Raw genomic sequence first — 18,768 nt, forward strand, 5'->3', positions numbered from 1 at the left:
TCACGTTGCAGAACCCCGGCGGTGCCGCCAGCCCACCGCCGTGAAACAGGCCGGAAACTCTAGCCTCCGGCGGTCCAAAGAATGGGGGCGGATCAGCTCTAATCGTCACTGGATGACAAAGCCGTGGCAGGTCACACCATGGCCAATGGAGAAATAGGAACGCAGCCGGAAGCGGACTGGCCGGTCTTGGGGACTTCAAACGAGAAGCGGACATATCGCCGATGAATGTTCGAGGCTGAAACTGACCCGCTGCAGACCTTCGGTAGGTCTCCAAGGGGGACCGGACCAGGGCGCTATTCGCCACCTGGCGCCGGTGTTTGCCTCGACTATTTCCGTTCCAGCTGAAACGAGTTATCCTGACTGGAAAAAGAAGAACTCCAAACAGGAAACGCCATGCTTCGGGAGGCAGTCTTTGGGCTGAATCGGCGCATCTTCTTGGCGAGGCTGGGATTTTTCGTTGCCTCCCTTGCGGCATTGCCTTGCCTGTCCAAAGCAAAACCGTCCGATATCCGCTTCGGACTGACGCCCGTCTTCCTCACATCAGATCTTGAATTACTCGGGCGCCTGCAGGCCTATCTGGCCCGCGCCACCGGCTTTCCGATCAGCCTGATCACGCGCCGCACCTATCAGGAGATTGTCGCCCTCCTTATTTCGAGACAGATCGATGCGGCATGGATCTGCGGCTACCCCTATGTCATGCACGAGACCGAGCTTCAGCTGGTGGCGCTGCCACGTTGGCGTGGCAAGCCGCTTTATCAGTCCTACCTGATTGTGGATGCGGATCGCCGGGCGGAGATCCTTCCCGACCTCAAGGGCGATGTGCATGCCTTCTCGGATCCGGACTCCAATTCCGGTTTCCTGGTCACGCGCGCTGCCCTTGCGGAGGCCCATCTCCGGCCCGAGACTTTTTTCGAGCGGACATTCTTCACCTATGGCCACCGCAATGTCATCCGCGCCGTGGCATCGGGGCTTGCGACGTCAGGATCGGTGGACGGCTATGTCTATGAGGTCGTCGCCGAGCTGGAGCCCGAACTCACCGCCCGCACCCGCATCTTCCGGCGATCCGAATGGCTAGGCTTCCCACCCATTGCCGCCCCGCGGATCGCCGTCGACAATGAGCGCCTCGAACGTCTGTCCGCCGCCCTGTTGAATATGTCACTGGACGAAGATGGACGCGCCATCCTCGCCATGCTGCGGCTCGATGGGTTCGTGCGGGAAGACCCTGACCTTTTTGATCCGATCGCGGCCAAGGCCGCAATTGTCGCGCTGGCGGGCTAGCCGATGCCCTTCAGTCTCAACCCGCGCGCCTGGCCGGTGACACTGAAGGTACCCCTCGCGGTTGCGGCTCTCATGGTTCTCGTTGGCGTCGTCCTCTCCGAGCGCGTGATGTCGCGCCTGGACGAATCCCAGGAACGCCATCTTCGCGATCTCGCCCAGAGCTATCTGGACGGCCTCTCATCGGCGGTCGCGCCCTCTATCCTGAGGGATGATGTCTGGGAGGTCTTCGATGCCATCGAGCGCGCGCAGCAGCTGAACAAGAGTCTGCGGCCGGCGGAAGCGATCGTCGCGAACGCCGACAACCAGGTGATCGCCGCCTCCGATCCCCGGCGTCATCCGGTCGGAGCAGCCGTCGCATCCTCGATTGTCGACGCAACGGGTCGGGAAACCTTCCGCTTCGATTCCGGCGCGGATCGCGCTTATGCCCTGCGCGAGATTTCCTATCCCGGCCGAAAGGTCGGAACGATCTATGCGAGCTTCGACACCAGCCATCTCGCGATCGAGCGACGAGGTGTCCTGACCACGCTCATCCTCACGAACGGATTTCTGACCCTGCTGCTGGCGGCGGCAGGCTGGTGGCTGGTGGCGCGGATGATGCACCCGATCCGCATTCTGTCCGATCATCTGGGTAGTGCGCGCGAGAGCCATGCCGCGCCCATCGCTTCCGACATCGTCGCCTCCAGCCACGGCGAGTTCGGCCGTCTGTTTCAGGCCTATAACGCGCTTGTCCACTCGACGGCGGAGCGGCACGAGCTGTCCATGCGGCTCGCCGAGGAAGAGCGGCTTGGCAGTCTCGGGCGATTGGCATCGGCGCTGGCCCATGAGATCAACAATCCGCTCGGCGGGCTTTTCAATGCGCTCGCCACCGTCAAGAGCCACGGCCATATTGAGAGCGTCCGGCTCGGCTCGGTGGGGCTCCTTGAGCGCGGGCTGGTCGGCATCCGTGACGTGGTGCGCACGACCCTTGCGCTGTACCGCACCGATAGCGGGTCCCGCGACCTGATGGCCGCCGACATCGAGGATCTGGGGCTTCTCATCGCCCCCGAAGCCCGCCGCCGCGATGTGAGCGTCATGATCGGCAACGAGCTGCAAGGCAGCGTTCCCCTGCCGAGCACGCCAATGCGGCAGGCTATTCTCAACCTTTTGCTCAATGCCGTTGCGGCGGCTCCCGGGGGATCCGTTGTTGCGCTTTCGGCGTCGAGTTCGGGCTCGCGGCTGCTCGTCGAAGTCCGGGACCACGGCCTTGGTCTGCCGCGCGAGGCGGCCGCGCTTTTAACCGGCGCCGCCACGGCCCGCCCGCTGCGCGACGGCGCCGGCCTCGGCCTGTGGATGACGCACCGGCTGCTCAGCGAGCTCGGCGCCTCCATCGCCGTCGACTATCCCGACGATGCGGGCACCTGCGTGCGCGTGTCGATCCCGTTCGCGCGCGACGAGGAGTTCGCCCATGTCGCCTGATCCCGTTCTCATCGGCCTGGTCGAAGACGATCCTATTATGGGCGAAAGTCTGGTTCAGCGGCTGACGCTCGAAGGCATGGCGGTCAAATGGTGGCAGGCCGGGCAGGACGCGCTGGGCGAGATCGCCGACCGGCGCTTCAAGGCGATCATCTGCGACATCCGGCTCCCCGACGTCACGGGAGAAGCGGTGTTTCGTGAAGCCGGGCGAAGCGCCAATGCGCCGCCCTTCCTGTTCATCACCGGCCATGGCGATATCGACCAAGCCGTCCGCCTCATGCGCGCGGGCGCCGCCGACTATGTCACGAAGCCGTTCGAGATGGACGACTTCCTCGCGCGCCTCGGCGATCTGGTTCATCCGCCGCTTGAGGCCGACGGCGCGGTTCTGGGCATCTCGCCGGCGATCCGCGAGACGGAGCGGCTGCTGCGGCGCGTCGCCCGCGTCGGCTCCAGCGTGCTGATCACCGGCGAAACCGGCACCGGCAAGGATGTGGCCGCGCATTTCCTTCACACCCTGTCCGATGCTGCGAACGAGCCCTTCATGGCCGTCAACTGCGCCGCCATTCCCGCCGATCTGCTGGAGAGCGAGCTCTTCGGGCACGAGAAGGGTGCTTTCACCGGCGCCACGCAACGCCATCTCGGCTATGCCGAGCGCACCGGATCGGGCGTGCTGTTTCTCGACGAAATCGGCGAACTGCGTCCTGAGCTGCAGGCCAAGCTGCTGCGCCTGATCGAAGACCGGAGCTTCAACCGCGTCGGCGGTGAACGGCCCATTCGGTTCAATGGCCGGCTGGTCACGGCCACCAATGCCGATCTTCCCCGCCGCGTGGCGGCAGGCAGCTTCCGGGAGGATCTGTATTACCGGATCAATGTCGTCGCCGTGCGCATGCCGCCCCTGCGGGAGCGGCGCGAGGACATTCCCTGGCTGATGGAGCGCATCTTCGCGGAACTCTCTAGCCGGCTGGAGACCCAGGCGAACGGCTTCAGCGCCCTTGCCGAAGAGGCCGCCCTTGCCCACGCCTGGCCCGGCAATATTCGTGAGCTGCGCAACCGCATGGAGCGCGCCATCGCGCTCGGCATGGGGCCCTGGATCATGCCGGGCGACTTGTTTCCCGAGCAGGCCGTGGGTGGCCATGAGGGCGCCCATCAGCTTGGCTCGCTGGAAGAGGCGCGCCTCGATGCCGAGAAGCGGCACATTCTGCGCGCGCTCGCCAGCACGCAGGGCGAGATCACATCCGCGGCGCGGCTGCTCGGCATCGGGCGTACCACTCTGTGGGAGAAGATGCGTCGCCTTGGTCTTGGTGCCGATCTGTAGGGCAAAGCCCGTGTTCGGAAGTCCGAACCGACGGCGCCGCAGCATGTTCGGATTGTCGAACGCGGGGTTTCGACGCGCGTCGGCCTGATGAACGTAAAGCACTGATTTTCATCACTATTCTAAACTGGCGCGCCTCCTGCAAAGCCCTGTCGTCCGCACGCGGACCTGCATGATGGGAGGGAGCTACAATGAAGAGGTGCCAAAGCCTCGTAGATGCCGGCCGCCGCCAGTTTCTGACGGGTGCCGGCGTAATGACCGCCGGAGCGGCAGCAGCAACCGTGCTGCCAGCGCAGGCCAAGGCGGTCGAAGCGGGAGCCGCGCTGGTCAAATACCCTGCGAACCGGCTCGCCAATATCAAAGATCTCAAAGCCAACGTGCCGTTTGATGTCGCTTATCCCGACGAGGACGCTCCCGGCGTCTTGCTGAAGCTGGGTACAGCCGTGCCGGGCGGCGCCGGTCCCGACGGAGACATTGTCGGGTTTTCCATCCTGTGCCCGCACAAGGGATTTCCGCTGGCCTATGCCGCTGGCGACAAGACGCTGAACTGCCCCGGCCATTACTCGCGCTTCGATTGCGAGAAGGGCGGACAACAGGTCTGGGGGCAGGCGACGCAGAACCTTCCCCAATACGCGCTGCGGATCGACGACAAGGGCGACATCTACGCCGAAGGCGTGGACGAGCTCCTGTTTGGCCGCCTGTCGAACGTGCTCTGAGGGAGGAAACAATGGCTTACAAGCGCCAGATCGGCCGGCTGCCCATCGTTCCGGCCAACGCCAAGGTTCACAATGTCGTCTGCCACTACTGCATCGTCGGGTGCGGCTACAAAGCCTATAGCTGGGATGCCCGCTATGAGGGCGGCACGGCCCCGGCCGACAACAAGTTCGGCGTCAATCTTGCCGAGCAGCAGAGCGCGGATACGCCCGCCTGGTACGCCCCATCCATGTACAACATCGTCCGCCAGGACGGCAAAGACGTGCATATCGTCATCAAGCCGGATCAGGAATGCAGCGTGAATTCCGGGCTCGGTTCCGTGCGCGGCGCCCGCATCGCCGAGATGAGCTATTCGCGCCAGCGCAACACGCAACTTCAGCGCCTCACCGACCCGCTCGTCTGGCGCTATGGCCAGTTGCAGCCGACCAGCTGGGAAGACGCGCTCGACCTCGTCGCTCGCGTGACAGCTGCCGTCATCGCCGAACAGGGCGAAGACGGGCTGTTCGTCTCCGCCTTCGACCATGGCGGCGCCGGCGGCGGCTACGAGAACACCTGGGGCACGGGCAAACTCTATTTCGGTGCGATGAAGGTCAAGAATATCCGTATCCACAACCGCCCGGCCTATAACTCCGAAGTGCACGGTTCGCGCGATATGGGCGTCGGCGAGTTGAACAATTGCTATGAGGACGCCCAGCTCGCCGACACCATTGTCGCTGTCGGCACCAATGCGCTGGAAACTCAGACCAATTACTTCCTGAACCACTGGGTGCCAAACCTGCGTGGCACCTCGCTCGACAAGAAAAAGGCGGAGTTCGGCAACGAGCCGGTGGCCCGGGGCCGGGTCGTCATCGTCGATCCGCGCCGCACGGTGACCGTCAATGCCTGCGAGATCGAAGCGGGCAAGGACAACGTGCTGCATCTCGCGCTCAACTCGGGCACCGACCTCGCGCTGTTCAATGCCTGGTTCACCTATGCGGCGGAAAAGGGCTGGATCGACAAGGCCTTCATTGGCGCGTCGACCAAGGATTTCGATGCTGCGGTCGCTGCCAACAAGATGTCACTCGCCGAAGCCGCGGAGATCACCGGCCTGTCGCAGGCCGATATCGCCAAGGCGATCACCTGGATCGCCGAGCCCAAGGCCGGCGGCGCGCGCCGCCGCACCATGTTTGCCTATGAGAAGGGCCTCATCTGGGGCAACGACAATTACCGCACCAACCAGTCGCTGGTGAACCTGGCGCTGGCAACGGGTAATATCGGCCGTCCGGGCGGCGGCTGCGTGCGCATGGGGGGCCATCAGGAGGGCTATTCGCGCCCGTCCGATGCCCATGTCGGACGCCCCGCCGCCTATGTCGACAAGCTACTGATCGAGGGCAAGGGCGGCATCCACCACATCTGGGGTTGCGACCACTACAAGACCACGCTGAACGCTCTGGAGTTCAAGCGGATTTACAAGAAGCGCACCGACATGGTGAAGGATGCCATGAACGCGGTTCCCTATGGCGACAGGCCCGCCATGGTCGCGGCCATCATGGACGCGATCCGCAAGGGAGGGCTGTTCTCGGTCGACGTGGACATCGTCCCGACCAAGGTCGGCGAGGCAGCCCATGTCATGCTGCCGGCGGCGACCTCGGGCGAAATGAACCTCACCTCGATGAATGGCGAACGGCGGATGCGTCTGACCGAACGCTACATGGACCCGCCCGGCGCCGCCATGCCCGACTGCCTGATTGCGGCACGCCTCGCCAACCACATGCAGCGCGTGCTCGGCGAGATGGGCAAGGCGGACATGGCGGCGAAGTTCTCCGGCTTCGACTGGAAGACCGAGGAAGATGCCTTCATGGACGGTTATCACGGCCATGAGAAAGGCGGCGAGTTCGTCACCTATGACCTGCTGCGGGCCATGGGAACCAACGGCTTCCAGGAGCCGGCGACCGGGGTGCAGGACGGCAGGATCGTCGGCACCAAGCGGCTCTTTGCCGACGGCACGTTCAACAAGCCGAACGGCAAGGCGGTGTTCGCCTCAACGCAATGGCGGGGGCTGGAAGCGCCCGGCAAACAGGCCGAGAAGGACAAGTTCCCGTTCCTGATCAACAATGGACGCGCCAATCTGGTCTGGCAGAGCGCCTATCTCGACGTCGAGAACGAGTTCGTCATGGACCGTTGGCCCTACCCGTTCATCGAGATGAACCCGAAGGACATGACCGATCTGGGGCTTCAGGCTGGCGACCTCGTCGAGGTCTATAACGATAACGGCTCGACCCAGGCCATGGCCTATCCGACGCCGACGGCCAAGCCGAAGCAGGCCTTCATGCTATTCGGCTATCCCACCGGCGTGCAGGGCAATGTCGTGTCGGCGGGCGTGAACGAGTTCGTCATTCCCAACTACAAGCAGACCTGGGGAAGCATCCGCAAGATCGCCGATGCACCGAAATCGGTTCAGCACCTGACCTTCAAATCGAAGGAATACACCTCCTGACGGCGACGGGTCGTCGCCGTAGAGGCGGCGGCCCTTCTTCCTGCCTTGAGCCGCATCGGCTGTCCTGGAGTTCCCCTCATGAATGTCCGAGTTTCGCCCGCCCTTGGCGCGGAGAGCCTCATCGCGCGCGCCCCGCTGGTCGACACGTTCGGCCGCGCCGTCACCTATCTCAGGGTCTCGGTCACCGACCGCTGCGATTTCCGCTGCGTCTACTGCATGGCGGAACATATGACGTTCCTGCCGAAGCCCGAACTGCTGACGCTGGAAGAACTCGACCGCCTCTGCTCCGCCTTCGTCGCCCGCGGGGTGAAGAAGCTGCGCCTCACCGGCGGCGAGCCGCTGGTGCGCCGCGATGTGATGACCCTGTTCCGCTCCATCAGTCGCCATCTCGATTCGGGCGCTCTGGAAGAGCTGACCCTGACCACCAATGGCTCGCAGCTCGCCCGCTTCGCCAAGGAACTGGCGGCCTGCGGCGTCAAGCGCATCAATGTCTCGCTCGACACGCTCGACCCCGACCGTTTCCGGGCGCTGACCCGCTGGGGCGACCTCGACAAGGTGCTCGCCGGCATCGACGCGGCGCAGGAAGCGGGCATCCATGTGAAGCTGAACGCCGTCGCGCTGGCCGGCGAGAACGAGCACGAGATCCACGGCCTGATCCAGTGGGCGCATGGCCGCGCCATGGACGTGTCGCTGATCGAGGTCATGCCGCTCGGCGAGACAGGCGCGGAGCGCGCCGACCAGTATCTGCCGCTCTCCACCGTGCGCGAGCGCCTCGCCCGGGAGTGGACGCTGGAGGACATCCCGTTCCGCACCGGCGGCCCGGCGCGCTATGTCAGCATCAAGGAGACCGGCGGCCGGCTCGGCTTCATCACGCCGCTGACGCATAATTTCTGCGAGGGCTGCAACAGGGTGCGCGTCACCTGCACCGGCACGCTCTATATGTGCCTCGGCCAGGAGGACGCGGCAGATCTGCGCGCGCCGCTCCGCGCCTCCGAGAGCGACGAGAAGCTGCACGCGGTGCTCGACGACGCGATCTTCCGCAAGCCGAAGGGCCACGATTTCGTCATCGACCGCCCCGGCCGTGCCCCCTCCGTGCGCCGCCATATGAGCGTCACCGGTGGGTAAGCTCAACAAGCCAAGGCGGGCAGCAAGCCGTGCGGCACTCACGCGCAGGGGTGATGCCTTGGCGAAGGGCACGGGCGGTGAAACGCCGGCGGTCGCGGCCGGTCCGGCGCCTCGGCTTCGTGCGGCCCGTGCCGCAGCATCCCGGGGCCGAGGGCGGTCGGCTCGCTTCTGTTTGGCTTACCGCAAACAGCAACGCCCCTCCCGGCGTGACTGCGCCCGTTCGGGACGCTCACGCCGGGAGGGGCGCTGGAAGACCGGCGCGCCGTCAGGCTGCCCGGCTGGCCGCGAGGCCGACGTCGCCGCGCACCTCGACCTCGATTTCGAGGATCGACATCGGCGTCCCCCGCTCCAGGCGGACCTTCACATTGTCCTGCTCGCAGGGCACGTGCTTGGCGACGACGGCCAGAATGTCCTCGCGCAGACGCGCCAGCAGATCGCCGCCGCCCAAAACCTGACGCTCATGGGAGAGCAGGATTTGCAGCCGTTCCCGTGCCTGGGGGGCGCTGGTGCTGGGAAATAGGCGCTTCCATAAGGTCATGCCGCCCTCCGCAGGAGTTTGCTGAACAGACCGCCACGCTGCCTCGGTATCTCCATGGCGATGTTCTCGCCCTTGAGACGCAGCGCCGCGTCGCGATAGGCGCGGGCCGGCGCGCTGTCGGGATCGTGGATCGAGACCGGAACGCCCATATTGGATGCCCTGAGCACATCGGGGCTTTCCGGAACGATGCCGAGCAGCGGCAGCGACAGGATGTCGAGTACGTCCTCGGTCTTCAGCATGTCGCCACGCGCCGCGCGCGCATGGTCGTAGCGCGTCAGCAGCAGGCGCTTGTCCACCGTCTCGCCGCGCTCGGCCTTCAGCGTCTTGGAGTCCAGAATGCCGACGATGCGATCGCTGTCGCGTACCGACGACACTTCCGGGTTGGTCACCACGATGGCGATCTCGGCATGGCGCATAGCGAGCGTGGCGCCGCGCTCGATGCCTGCCGGGCTGTCGCAGATCACCCAGTCGAAATGCTGCGACAGCATATCGATGACACGGTCGACGCCCTCTTCCGTCAGCGCATCCTTGTCGCGCGTCTGGGAGGCGGGAAGCAGGAACAGCGAATCCAGTCGCTTGTCCTTGATCAGGGCTTGCGGCAGGCGCGCATCGCCCTGAATGACGTTGACGAAATCGTAGACGACACGGCGCTCGGCTCCCATGATCAGGTCGAGGTTGCGCAGTCCCACGTCGAAGTCGACGACAACGACCTTATCTCCGGTGCGGGCGAGGGCGGCGCCGATGGCGGCGGTCGTCGTCGTTTTTCCGACGCCGCCCTTTCCCGACGTGACTGTGATGATCTTAGCCATGTCTTGCTTCGCTCCTTAAAGCGCGGTGATCTGCAGGGTCTCATCTGCGGTCGATACGCGGACCGCCTTGCCCCGGAGGGCGTTGTCTATGTCTTCTGCCGTGCGATAGATGCCGTCGACGGCGAGCAACTCGGCTTCGAGCCGGGTGCAGAAAATCTGCGCCGAGGCGCCGAAAGTCGCGCCGGCGATCGCGCGGCCCGCGAGGGTTCCGTAAACATGGATGGAGCCGCCGGCGATGATCTCCGACCCGGCACCGACCGAACCGATGATCGTCACGTCGCCTTCGAGGCAGACAACCGACTGGCCGGAGCGAACCCGTCGCTCGACCAGCATATTGACCGGTTCCACGGGCTTGCGCGGTTCCGCCGGGGGAACCGCCACATCGGTGATGGCGAGGCTGGTGTCGCGTCCGCCGCGCAGGAGAAGCGGCATGCCGGCATCGACCATGCTGGGCCGGACGCCCTCCAGGCCGATCAGCCTGATGCCCCGCTTGGCAAGTTCGCCGATCCAGCGCTCGACATCCGCCTTGGTTTGCGCCGAGTCGGCGAGATCGAGAACCACGGTACGGCCGTTGAAAAATCCAGGAGAACGCTGCAGCCAGATGTCGAAGTCGGCCAGCCATGCCTGGAGCGGGACATCGGCGACGAGCGTCATCGCCGTGAACGAGCGTCCACGGAAACGGATCGACGGGCCGGTTTGGCTGACAGCGTTCACGGTGCGAATCTCCCTCTCTGGAGGATAGATTCAGTTAATCTTGGTTAACGGCTCGTTAACTGGCGCGGCACTCTCCACCGCCGCGCTACGGCCTGTGCCCGGGCCGGCCGCCACCGGCTGCCCTCCCCCGCCGCCGGCGACGGCGGGGATCGCTCACCGGACCAAAGGCCCAGCCGCATCAGGTGGTGCTGCAAGGGACAACGCAAAGCCAGTGCCCGCTCAGGGACTGAAATGGCGGGGCATGAGGGATTCGAACCGCTCAACGCAGACCGCGAAATGCCCCCCCCTGGCCCAATCGTACAGCTGTGATCACCGTCAGCTGGAGGCCCAAACGTCCTGGAGGTAGCGGTGCGCGGCTTCCAGCTCGGCCAGGGCCGGGGCGCCGAGGATGTCGGTCAGGGCCGCGCGGACATCGGGAGCCATGGTGCGGGCATTGCCGCAAATCAGGATGGAGGCCCCGCGCGCGACCAGTTCCTGGACCGTGGCGGAATGGGCCCGCAGCAGATCCTGCACATAGGTCTTGGGTGTGCCCTCGCGGCGCGAGAAGGCGACCGCGAGCAGGTTCAGCGTGGCTTCGTCCTGGTACGCCTCCAGCTCCTCGCGATAGAGGTAATCGCCCTCGTTCCGGCAGCCGAAGAACAGCAGGACCGGCCCCACCTCAACGCCCTTCGCCTTCAGCGCGTGCCGTTCCTGGATGAAGCCGCGCAGGGGCGCGATGCCGGTGCCGGGGCCCACAAGGATGAGCGGCGCCAAGGGATCTTCCGGCAGGTGAAAGGCGCTGCCCGTGTCCTTCACCACCACGCGCAGCGTCGTGCCCTCGGCGCAATTCGCCAGATAGGCGCTGCACAACCCGTCATGCACGGTTCCATCGGCGCCGTTGAAACGGTGTCCGCCGACGGTGAGGGTGCAGGTGTCCGGCGACAGCAGCGGCGAGGAGGAGATGGAGTAGTAGCGGGGTTTCAGCGCCGGCCGCACACTGAGCAGCGTGGCAAGATCGAGCGTCACGGAGGGCAATTGCGCGAGGAGATCCAACATGCGTGGCTTGCCTGCGGCGACGTTCGGAAAATCGTCCAGCCACTGGGCGATCCGCGCCTGATCGGGCGGGCATCGGGCGGCTTTGGCCCAGGCGCGCAGGTCGCGCCGCGTCACCGGGCCGGCAAGGTCGAGGTGGTCCGAGAGCAGCTCGCCCACCCGCACCGGCACGCCGAAGGGCAAGCCGCTCTCCTGCTCCGCTTCCGGCGTTAGGGCCGTGAGAAGCACGGTTGTCTCCGCTGCGAATCCGCAACGCGCCACCGCCGCGGCCACGAGGGTCGGCGGATTGCAGGGGAAGACGCCGAGATGATCGCCGGCGGCATAGGTGGTGCCGGTGGGCAAGGGCAATTCGATATGGCGGGTCGAGCCCGGGGCGCCGGGCGCCTGCAGTTCCCGGTTGACGCGCACCTTGCTCGGCACGGCGCTCTGATCGAGGGCTGTGCAGCGGCGGGGTGCGGCCCCCGTTGCCACGCCGGCGAAATTAACCACCTCCACTTTGATCGTGGGCGCCGCCGCCGCCTCCCCATCCCGAGGCTGTCCGGCGAAGCCACTGTCGAGCGCACGCCACAGCCCCGCGGTCCAGCTCTCCACCGCTGCCTCGAAATCGCTGTCGGCATCGGCGGCGCCGGGCTCCAGAAGCGGCGTGCCGCCGCGGGCCGCGAGGCCATCGGCAACGGTGCGTGGGAATTTCTGGAAGGTCTGGCGCCACTGCGCGTTGCCGCAGCCCAGCACCGCAAAGCGCAGCCCGGCGCAGGCGTCCATGGGCGCCGTGTCCAGCCAGCGGGCGAAGCCGGCGGCATTGTCCGGCGGCGTGCCATTATAGGTGGAGGTGACGATGACCACCGGCCCGTCCGTTAGCCAGGGTTGGCCCGCCTGTTCATCCAGCTCCGCCACGCGCGCGGCAAAGCCCCGGCTGGCGGCATCCCGCGCGAGCGCAAGGGCGATGTCGCGGCAGCCGCCCATGTTGGAGCCGTAGAGCACACGCATGGGCCGACCCGCCACAGCTGTCCCGGCCGGAACCGGCTGCTCCTTCGGCGCGTCCGCTCTCACCGGGAACCGGCCCTTCACCTCGGGCCGCCGTTCCAGCAGCATCTCCAGATGGTCCGGCTTCACGGTCAGCGCCTGCTTGTGGCGCAGCACGTAATGCGGATCGCGCGGGCGGGCCGTGAATCTCTGGATGAAGCGGGCGAGCACCATGCGCGCTTCGAGCAGGGCGAACTGGAAGCCGATGCAGGAGCGCACGCCCATCCCGAAGGGATGATAGGCATCGCGGTGGTGCTTGCCCTCCTCGCCCGGCAGGAAGCGGTCGGGCCGGAAGCTGTGCGCGTCCGCCCCCCAGAAGCGCGGATTGGTGTGCAAGGTCGTCAGCGACACGAACATGCGCTCGCCCGCCTTCACCTCGTAGCGTCCGTTGCCGACGGTCGTGTCGCGCGTAACGTACCGGGGGAACATGGGCACTGGCGGGCACAGCCGCAGGGCCTCCTTCAGCACGCGCTGGGTGTAGTCCAGCCGGCCGCAATCCTCATAGGTCGGGACATAGGAGAAGTCCCGACCGAGCACCTGATCCACCTCGGCGATCAGCTTCTCGAGCACCTCCGGATTCTTCCACAGATGATACAGCGCGTAGGAGAGCATGCCGCTGGTGGTCTCGTGGCCCGCGATCAGCAGGACGATAAGCTGGCCGCGAATATTGTCGTCCGGCAGCTTCAACCCCGTGACCCGGTCTGGCGTGGTGAGCATCACCTGCAGCAGGTCCGTCGGCACGGGGGCCCCGCTCTCCATGAGCGCGCGCCGCTCGCGGATGATGGCGTTCACATCCTCCAGCATGATCTTGTCGGCGGCGGCACGCTGGTGGCGGGCCTCGTGGTAGAAGACCTCCGGCAGGAGGCGCTTTGGCTCCTGCATGGCATCCACCAGAACCAGATTCATCGCCTCCACGAACGGCGGCAGCGCCGGGGAGTCGATGGCATCGTACCGCTTGTTGAAGGCGGCGTAGGAGATGGCCTCAAAGGTCATCCGGGTCATCAGGTCGGTGGCGAGGAAGCTCTCATCGGGGCCCAGCCGGTCGAGATGGGCCAGCAGGTCGTCCGCCACCTCGACGATGCGGCCATAGTAGTTCTTCAGCGCCGTGGAGCCGAAGGCGGGGGCAAGGATGCGGTGCGCGCGATGCCACAGCGGGTCATTGTCGCTGGCGGTGAACAGCGCGCTGCCGACGCTCTTTTCCGCGAGGTTGCCGAGGCCGCCACGGCCCTCAACCACCTTGGCGAACACGTCGGGCGCCGCCGTCATTTCCGAGACGATATCGGCATCGGCGCAGAAATACGCCCGGCCGCCCGGGGCCTTGAAGGCGAAGAAGTCGCCATACCGGGCGTGGAGATCGGCCACCGCGCCCACGAGGCCATCCGCATTGTGCAGTTCGGGCAGGTTGCCGACGATGGGGTAAGGCTTGGGGCCGGGTACACTTTCATGCGCCACGGCGCCATCGCCGCCGGCCGTCACCAGCGTCAGCCGCGTCCCATCGGGAACGCTGTCGTCCAACGCGACCACGATCCCATCCGGCGTTTCCACATGGAAGACGGCCCCGGCCGGGAGGTGGGCGGCGACGCGGATAGCCTCCCGCAGCGCCTCGGGGCTGGCACCGGGAAACCAGCCGACACGCACGGGACCGGCCGCCTGATCGAGCTCGATGGTCTTCAGGACGGGGGGGGCGTTATCGGCGGCGGTCTCATCGAGGGTGGTCTTGCTGGCGGACATGGGGGTTCCTGGCGCCCGGAGGTGATCAGCGATCGGCGTGCGGCAGCATGGCGGGTGTGCGCTGCGCCAGGCTGCCATGGAGGGCCTCGATCGCCGCCACGGTGCGCGCCATGTCGGCCTCGGGGTCGATCCCCCGCGCCACCGACTGGGCGCGCGCGGCGAACTCCGTATCGTCCAGCACCGCGCGCAGGCTCTGTTCGAGGGTGACCCGGTTGACCTTCTGGTGCGGAAGCACCGCCCCCACGCCCATGCGGCGCATTCGCATCGCATTGTCGGGCTGGTCGAAGGCGAAGGGAATGGTGAGCACCGGCACGCCGGCCCGCAGCGCTTCCGCGCAGCCGCCGACGCCGCCATGCTGCACCACGGCGGCGGCATGGGGGAACAGGCGGGAATGCGGCGCGTAATCCAGCGCCAGCACCTGGTCGGCCGGCGCGTCGGGCGGCGGGTTCTGGCCCATCAGAAGGATGGCGCGGCGCCCGAGAGCGCGGGCCGTATCCGCCGCGATCTGGTAGAAATCATGCGCCAGATGCACCACCGTGGTGCCGAGGGTGAAGACCACGGGCGGGGAGCCGGCCGCGAGGAAGGCGTCGATCCGCGCGTCGGTCTCGGGGCTCGCCTCCTGGGCGAAGAAGGGAAAGCCGGTCTGCACGGAGGCGGCCGGCCAGTCCTGCTGCGGCGCGCCGAAGACCGGCGGAAACAGCGCCAGCACCAGATCGGGCGAGAACTTGTCGGTGAACATGATGTCGCCGGTCCCCACCCCCACCTCACGCTGAAGGGCCAGGAGCGGCCCGGCCCAGCGGGTCGTCTGGCGACGAATGAGGCGGAACAGCAAACGCTGCGGCCAGGCCCCGAGATGGCGCAGGTGATAGCCCGCCGGAAACCAGGTCAGCACGCTGGGATCCAGCGCGGACATCATGGTGGAGGGCGCCAGCATGGCATTCGCCCAGGGCAGGCCGCGCTGCGCCGCGACCAGCCGGGCCACATGGACGAGTTCGCCTGCCACCAGCACATCGGCGCCGTCGGTGGCGTCCAGCAGATCCTCATAGGTCTCCCGGACATGGGGAAAGACGAGGTCGAGGAACAGCCGCCGCCCGCCATGCACCGGATCGCCGAAGATCTCCATCAACACGTCAGGCGGGAAATCCGGCCGCAGGGCATGGAAGGACAGGCCGAGCGCTGCCACGCGGGGACCATAGACCGCCGGTGCCGCGATGATCGGGTCATGGCCCTGCGCGCGCAGGGCCTGCCCGATGGCGAGCATGGGATAGAGGTCGCCGAACGATCCCAGCGTGGCGAGAACGACGCGCATCACGGCGCCCCCTTGACGATGGCCGGCGCGGCGGGCTTGCGGCGCATGAGCAGCATGGCGGCGAGCAGGCCCAGCGCCACCATGCCGGTTCCGACATAATAGCCGTCTCCAATGCTCCGGGCGGCGCTAAGACGCAGCGCGGACGCGACCGCCGGCCATTGCGCCACCAGCGCCTCCACCGCCTCCGGCCGGCCATAGACGGCCTGCTCCATGAGGCCTTCGAGCGCGCTGCGCGCCGCGCCCTCCGGCGCGGCGCCGGCCGCGATGTCGAGGAAGCGGGCGCGCTCCATGCCGGCGACCACCGTGCCGATCGCCGCCATGCCGATCGCGCCTCCCATCTGCCGCACCGTGTCGAGCGCGCCGAAGGCACGGCCGCGCTGACCCTCGGCGGCGCGCGCGGTGCCGTCCGTATAGGTTTGCGACAGAGCGAGGCCCATGCCCGCGCCTGTTGCGACGAGGGCCGGCATCATCAGCAGGAAGTCGGCGCGCGGCAGGGCCTGCGTTTCCCACAACAGGCCCAGCGTTCCCAGGCTCAGGCCGGCGACCACGGGCAGCTTCGCGCCATGGCGGTCATAGAGCAGGCCGCCCAGGGGCGCGCAGACCATCAGCGGCACGAGGAACAGCAGCATGGCCAGGCCGGATTGCAGCGGCGTGAAGTGCAGGATCCGCTGAAGATAGATGGCCCCGAAAGCCGACTGACCCACAAGCGCGCATTGGGCACAGAAGAGCACGATGCTGTCGGCGGCAAATTGCCGGTCGGCAAACAGACGCATATCCACCAGAGGCTCGGCGGCGCGTCGCTGCCCGAGGATGAAGAGCCCCAGAAGAGCGGCTCCGATAGCGACGAGGGCGAGCGTCAACGGCGACGTCCAGCCCCAGACATGACTTTGCTGGAGGCCCAGCACGATCGGCCCCAGCGCCGCCGCCAGCAGCAGGCTGTGGGCCGGCCGGAAGGTGCCGCCGCGCGGGCCGGGTGCCGCGGGACCCGCGGCGCGCAGCGTCAGAAGCGTGGCGGCGGCCAGCGGCAGGTTGACAAAGAAGGCCCAGCGCCAACCCCCAAGCTGCACCAGGGCGCCGCAGATGATGGGCCCGAACACCAAGGCCAGGCCGCCAAGGCCGCTATAGATGCCCATGGCCCGGCCGCGCTGCGCGGGGCCGAACGCCTCGGTGGCCAGCAGCGCGGCGGCGGGGGCCATCAGGATGTTGCCCAGCCCCTCCAGCACGCGGCCGGACAGCAGCATGGGCAGGTTGAGCGAGAGGCCGCTAAGCAGTGAGCCGGCCGCGAACAGCACCACGCCGGCGCGGAAGACGCGGTCGCGGCCAAAGACATCCGCGAGCCGCCCCCCGGTGGCGATCGCGGCCGCCACGGTCAGCGCATAGAGGGTGATGATCCATTGCTGGGCGCCGTGGCTCAGCATCAGGTCGCGCTGAATGGAGGGAAGCGCCACCGCCGTGCCGGTCGCGTCGATCATGATCATGCCCAGCGCGCCGCTGCCGGCAAACACGGCGCACCATCGCTGCTGGCTGGTTGCGGTAGTCATGCAGGCTCCCGAACACACCGACCATTGCGGCACCCGCCAGCGGTGCGTCACGGCCATGATCCGGCGCCAAGTTTCTGCGGCCGGCCCGAGCTTGTCCATGCCCGCGACATAATAAAATACCGTCGCTCTGGCGCCATCGACGGCTCGGACGCCTGTCCGCCGTCAGCGATGCGGCGGGCCCTTTTCGCGACAGGTCGTCGGCGCTTCCGCCCGTGGTCGGCAGCTAGTGAGGGCTCGTCATTGGCCCGCAGGACGTGGCCGGCCCCGACACCCCGCTCGGGGTCAGCCTCAACGGAACCGACCTGATCGGTCCGAAGAAAAGCCTGTTACCCCCTCCCCGGCATCCGGATCGGGGCCATCGGCGTCGTCTGGCGCAACGAACTTCGGCTGCCGGCCCTGCCGGTGCTGTCCGGGCCGGGGATGGCGGGCGCGAGCGACCAGATCTCCCCTTATGCCCTCGGCGAGGTGAGTTGAGGCCGGCTCCACGTCTATGACGGCGCGCTCGGCGCCGTTGCCTACCCTGGATCTATTTTCGCCGCAGCGCTGGCGGCACGCCGAAGCGCGCGGCGAAGACATGGCCGAAGGCGGCGCGCATATGCGGCGTCCTCGACCCTCACCATCCGACGCTGCTCTATAGCGCCGCGCTGTTCACCTCCTATGCCCAGACGCCGAACCCGTTCGCGGTCGCCGGGGCGGCTCGGACTCTGGACGCCGGCAATCCGGTCTTCGATGCCGTCGTGTCGCTGCCGGCCGACGCCGTGCCGAATGCCGACAACCGGCTTTCGGGCGACGCGCCGGTGGTGAGCGATGACCGGCGTCCCGATCGCCGAGGATGCCGCGGGGCTGGAAGTGGGGCTGGATATGCTGGTCGGCGCCCGCACCACGCTGGGCATCGCCTATACCGGCCCGTTCGGTGGCGGCGTCACCCAGAACGGCTTCAACGCCGTGTTGAAGGCCAGCTTCTGACAGTGTACCTCACGGTCGGTCCGCAAAGACCGGGCGTGGCGCGCTGGCGGGCCGCAAGGGATCCGCCCGCCCCCCCTTGTGGTGCGGTCGCGGGGGCCGGGGCCCTGTAGCCCGCCTCCCGGACCCGCCTGGGCCGACCGACGTCTTAGCTGGATTCCCGATGCTCACGCCCCCCACCCTCACCACCGCCCGTCTGATCCTGCGCCCGCACCGGGCCGAGGATTTCGAGGCGTATGCGGCGATGTGGGCGGAGCCGGCGGTGGTCCGCTTCATCGGCGGCGTTGCCTTCACGCGCGAGGCGGCGTGGAGCCGCTTCCTGCGCCATCCCGGCCTGTGGCGGTTTCTCGGCTTCGGCGCCTTCGCGGTCGAGGAGCGCGCCAGCGGCGCCTTCATTGGCGAGGCCGGCTTTCATGATTTCCGCCGCGCCCTCACCCCCTCTCTTGAGGGCACGATGGAGGCCGGCTGGGTGTTCTCAGGCGCGGCGCAGGGCAAGGGCTATGCGCGGGAGGCGATGACCGCCGCGCTCGGCTGGGCGGACGCGCACCGGCCCGGCACGCGCATCACCTGCATGATCCAGCCCAGCCATGCCGCCTCGCTGCATGTCGCCGGCACGCTCGGCTTCGTGCCGCTCGCGGACGGGCTCTATAATGGCCAGCCCATGGCGTTGCTGGAGCGTCGGCGCGCGACAGGCGGCGCCTGAGCGGCAGCGCGACGTCGAGACCGTCTTCCCCCACCCGAAAACGCCACC

General features: G+C 67.1%; 14 protein-coding genes. 8 read left to right on the forward strand and 6 right to left on the reverse strand.

Features of this window, described 5'->3' with window-relative positions; genetic code table 11:
• Nucleotides 1-393 precede the first annotated feature (393 nt).
• The 6 genes from J2S76_RS10515 (at nucleotide 394) to moaA (ending at nucleotide 8,357) form a co-directional block, all read left to right on the forward strand.
• Nucleotides 394-1,278 carry a substrate-binding domain-containing protein gene (locus J2S76_RS10515; protein ID WP_307060227.1) on the forward strand — a complete coding sequence of 295 codons (885 nt, stop codon included), beginning with the start codon at nucleotides 394-396 and terminating at the stop codon, nucleotides 1,276-1,278.
• 72 nt (nucleotides 1,279-1,350) lie between these two features.
• Nucleotides 1,351-2,733, forward strand: a complete 1,383-nt coding sequence (locus tag J2S76_RS10520; RefSeq protein ID WP_307060229.1) for a sensor histidine kinase — start codon at nucleotides 1,351-1,353, stop codon at nucleotides 2,731-2,733.
• The gene (locus J2S76_RS10525) at nucleotides 2,723-4,045 is read left to right on the forward strand and encodes a sigma-54-dependent transcriptional regulator (RefSeq protein WP_307060231.1); all 1,323 of its coding nucleotides are present in this window, start codon (nucleotides 2,723-2,725) and stop codon (nucleotides 4,043-4,045) included. The genes J2S76_RS10520 and J2S76_RS10525 overlap by 11 nt, the downstream gene beginning before the upstream one ends.
• Before the next feature lie 188 nt (nucleotides 4,046-4,233).
• On the forward strand, nucleotides 4,234-4,758 hold the full coding sequence (locus J2S76_RS10530; RefSeq protein WP_307060232.1) for an arsenate reductase (azurin) small subunit: 525 nt from the start codon (nucleotides 4,234-4,236) through the stop codon (nucleotides 4,756-4,758).
• Nucleotides 4,759-4,769: 11 nt separating this feature from the next.
• Entirely contained in the window at nucleotides 4,770-7,232 is a 2,463-nt protein-coding gene (locus tag J2S76_RS10535; protein ID WP_307060235.1) for an arsenate reductase (azurin) large subunit, read from the forward strand.
• 78 nt (nucleotides 7,233-7,310) lie between these two features.
• The gene (gene moaA / locus J2S76_RS10540) at nucleotides 7,311-8,357 is read left to right on the forward strand and encodes a GTP 3',8-cyclase MoaA (protein ID WP_307060236.1); all 1,047 of its coding nucleotides are present in this window, start codon (nucleotides 7,311-7,313) and stop codon (nucleotides 8,355-8,357) included.
• Nucleotides 8,358-8,622: 265 nt separating this feature from the next.
• On the opposite strand, the gene minE is transcribed toward moaA, so the two are convergent.
• The 6 genes from minE to J2S76_RS10570 form a co-directional block, all read right to left on the reverse strand.
• Nucleotides 8,623-8,895 carry a cell division topological specificity factor MinE gene (gene minE, locus J2S76_RS10545; RefSeq protein WP_018391565.1) on the reverse strand — a complete coding sequence of 91 codons (273 nt, stop codon included), beginning with the start codon at nucleotides 8,893-8,895 and terminating at the stop codon, nucleotides 8,623-8,625.
• Nucleotides 8,892-9,704, reverse strand: a complete 813-nt coding sequence (gene minD / locus J2S76_RS10550) for a septum site-determining protein MinD (RefSeq protein WP_307060239.1) — start codon at nucleotides 9,702-9,704, stop codon at nucleotides 8,892-8,894. Before minD ends, minE begins: the two co-directional genes overlap by 4 nt.
• 15 nt (nucleotides 9,705-9,719) lie before the next feature.
• Nucleotides 9,720-10,418: a septum site-determining protein MinC gene (minC, locus tag J2S76_RS10555; RefSeq protein WP_307060241.1), complete on the reverse strand. Its 699-nt coding sequence runs from the start codon at nucleotides 10,416-10,418 to the stop codon at nucleotides 9,720-9,722.
• A 315-nt stretch (nucleotides 10,419-10,733) separates the two neighbouring features.
• A complete protein-coding gene (locus J2S76_RS10560) occupies nucleotides 10,734-14,204 on the reverse strand; it encodes a bifunctional cytochrome P450/NADPH--P450 reductase (protein WP_307060243.1) in 3,471 nt (1,156 codons plus the stop codon).
• Nucleotides 14,205-14,229: 25 nt separating this feature from the next.
• Nucleotides 14,230-15,513 (reverse strand): glycosyltransferase, encoded by a 1,284-nt coding sequence (locus tag J2S76_RS10565; RefSeq protein WP_307060245.1) that lies wholly within the window; start codon nucleotides 15,511-15,513, stop codon nucleotides 14,230-14,232.
• Entirely contained in the window at nucleotides 15,513-17,054 is a 1,542-nt protein-coding gene (locus tag J2S76_RS10570) for an MFS transporter (RefSeq protein WP_307060247.1), read from the reverse strand. The genes J2S76_RS10565 and J2S76_RS10570 overlap by 1 nt, the downstream gene beginning before the upstream one ends.
• A gap of 807 nt (nucleotides 17,055-17,861) precedes the next feature.
• Here J2S76_RS10570 and J2S76_RS10575 point away from each other — a divergent pair.
• Both J2S76_RS10575 and J2S76_RS10580 read left to right on the forward strand, forming a co-directional pair.
• Entirely contained in the window at nucleotides 17,862-18,020 is a 159-nt protein-coding gene (locus J2S76_RS10575) for a hypothetical protein (protein ID WP_307060249.1), read from the forward strand.
• Between the two features lie 160 nt (nucleotides 18,021-18,180).
• A complete protein-coding gene (locus tag J2S76_RS10580; protein ID WP_307060251.1) occupies nucleotides 18,181-18,720 on the forward strand; it encodes a GNAT family N-acetyltransferase in 540 nt (179 codons plus the stop codon).
• The last annotated feature ends 48 nt before the right edge of the window (nucleotides 18,721-18,768 follow it).

The organism is Ancylobacter vacuolatus (assembly GCF_030813595.1).
Classification (GTDB): Bacteria; Pseudomonadota; Alphaproteobacteria; order Rhizobiales; family Xanthobacteraceae; genus Ancylobacter; species Ancylobacter vacuolatus.

Excerpts from the sequence above, each read along its gene's own strand:
- J2S76_RS10515 (WP_307060227.1), top strand. The coding sequence starts at position 394 with ATGCTTCGGGAGGCAGTCTTTGGGCTGAATCGGCGCATCTTCTTGGCG.
- J2S76_RS10520 (WP_307060229.1), top strand. The coding sequence starts at position 1,351 with ATGGTTCTCGTTGGCGTCGTCCTCTCCGAGCGCGTGATGTCGCGCCTG.
- J2S76_RS10525 (WP_307060231.1), top strand. The coding sequence starts at position 2,723 with ATGTCGCCTGATCCCGTTCTCATCGGCCTGGTCGAAGACGATCCTATT.
- J2S76_RS10530 (WP_307060232.1), top strand. The coding sequence starts at position 4,234 with ATGAAGAGGTGCCAAAGCCTCGTAGATGCCGGCCGCCGCCAGTTTCTG.
- J2S76_RS10535 (WP_307060235.1), top strand. The coding sequence starts at position 4,770 with ATGGCTTACAAGCGCCAGATCGGCCGGCTGCCCATCGTTCCGGCCAAC.
- moaA (WP_307060236.1), top strand. The coding sequence starts at position 7,311 with ATGAATGTCCGAGTTTCGCCCGCCCTTGGCGCGGAGAGCCTCATCGCG.
- minE (WP_018391565.1), bottom strand. The coding sequence starts at position 8,895 with ATGACCTTATGGAAGCGCCTATTTCCCAGCACCAGCGCCCCCCAGGCA.
- minD (WP_307060239.1), bottom strand. The coding sequence starts at position 9,704 with ATGGCTAAGATCATCACAGTCACGTCGGGAAAGGGCGGCGTCGGAAAA.
- J2S76_RS10560 (WP_307060243.1), bottom strand. The coding sequence starts at position 14,204 with ATGTCCGCCAGCAAGACCACCCTCGATGAGACCGCCGCCGATAACGCC.
- J2S76_RS10565 (WP_307060245.1), bottom strand. The coding sequence starts at position 15,513 with ATGCGCGTCGTTCTCGCCACGCTGGGATCGTTCGGCGACCTCTATCCC.
- J2S76_RS10570 (WP_307060247.1), bottom strand. The coding sequence starts at position 17,054 with ATGACTACCGCAACCAGCCAGCAGCGATGGTGCGCCGTGTTTGCCGGC.
- J2S76_RS10575 (WP_307060249.1), top strand. The coding sequence starts at position 17,862 with ATGACCGGCGTCCCGATCGCCGAGGATGCCGCGGGGCTGGAAGTGGGG.
- J2S76_RS10580 (WP_307060251.1), top strand. The coding sequence starts at position 18,181 with ATGCTCACGCCCCCCACCCTCACCACCGCCCGTCTGATCCTGCGCCCG.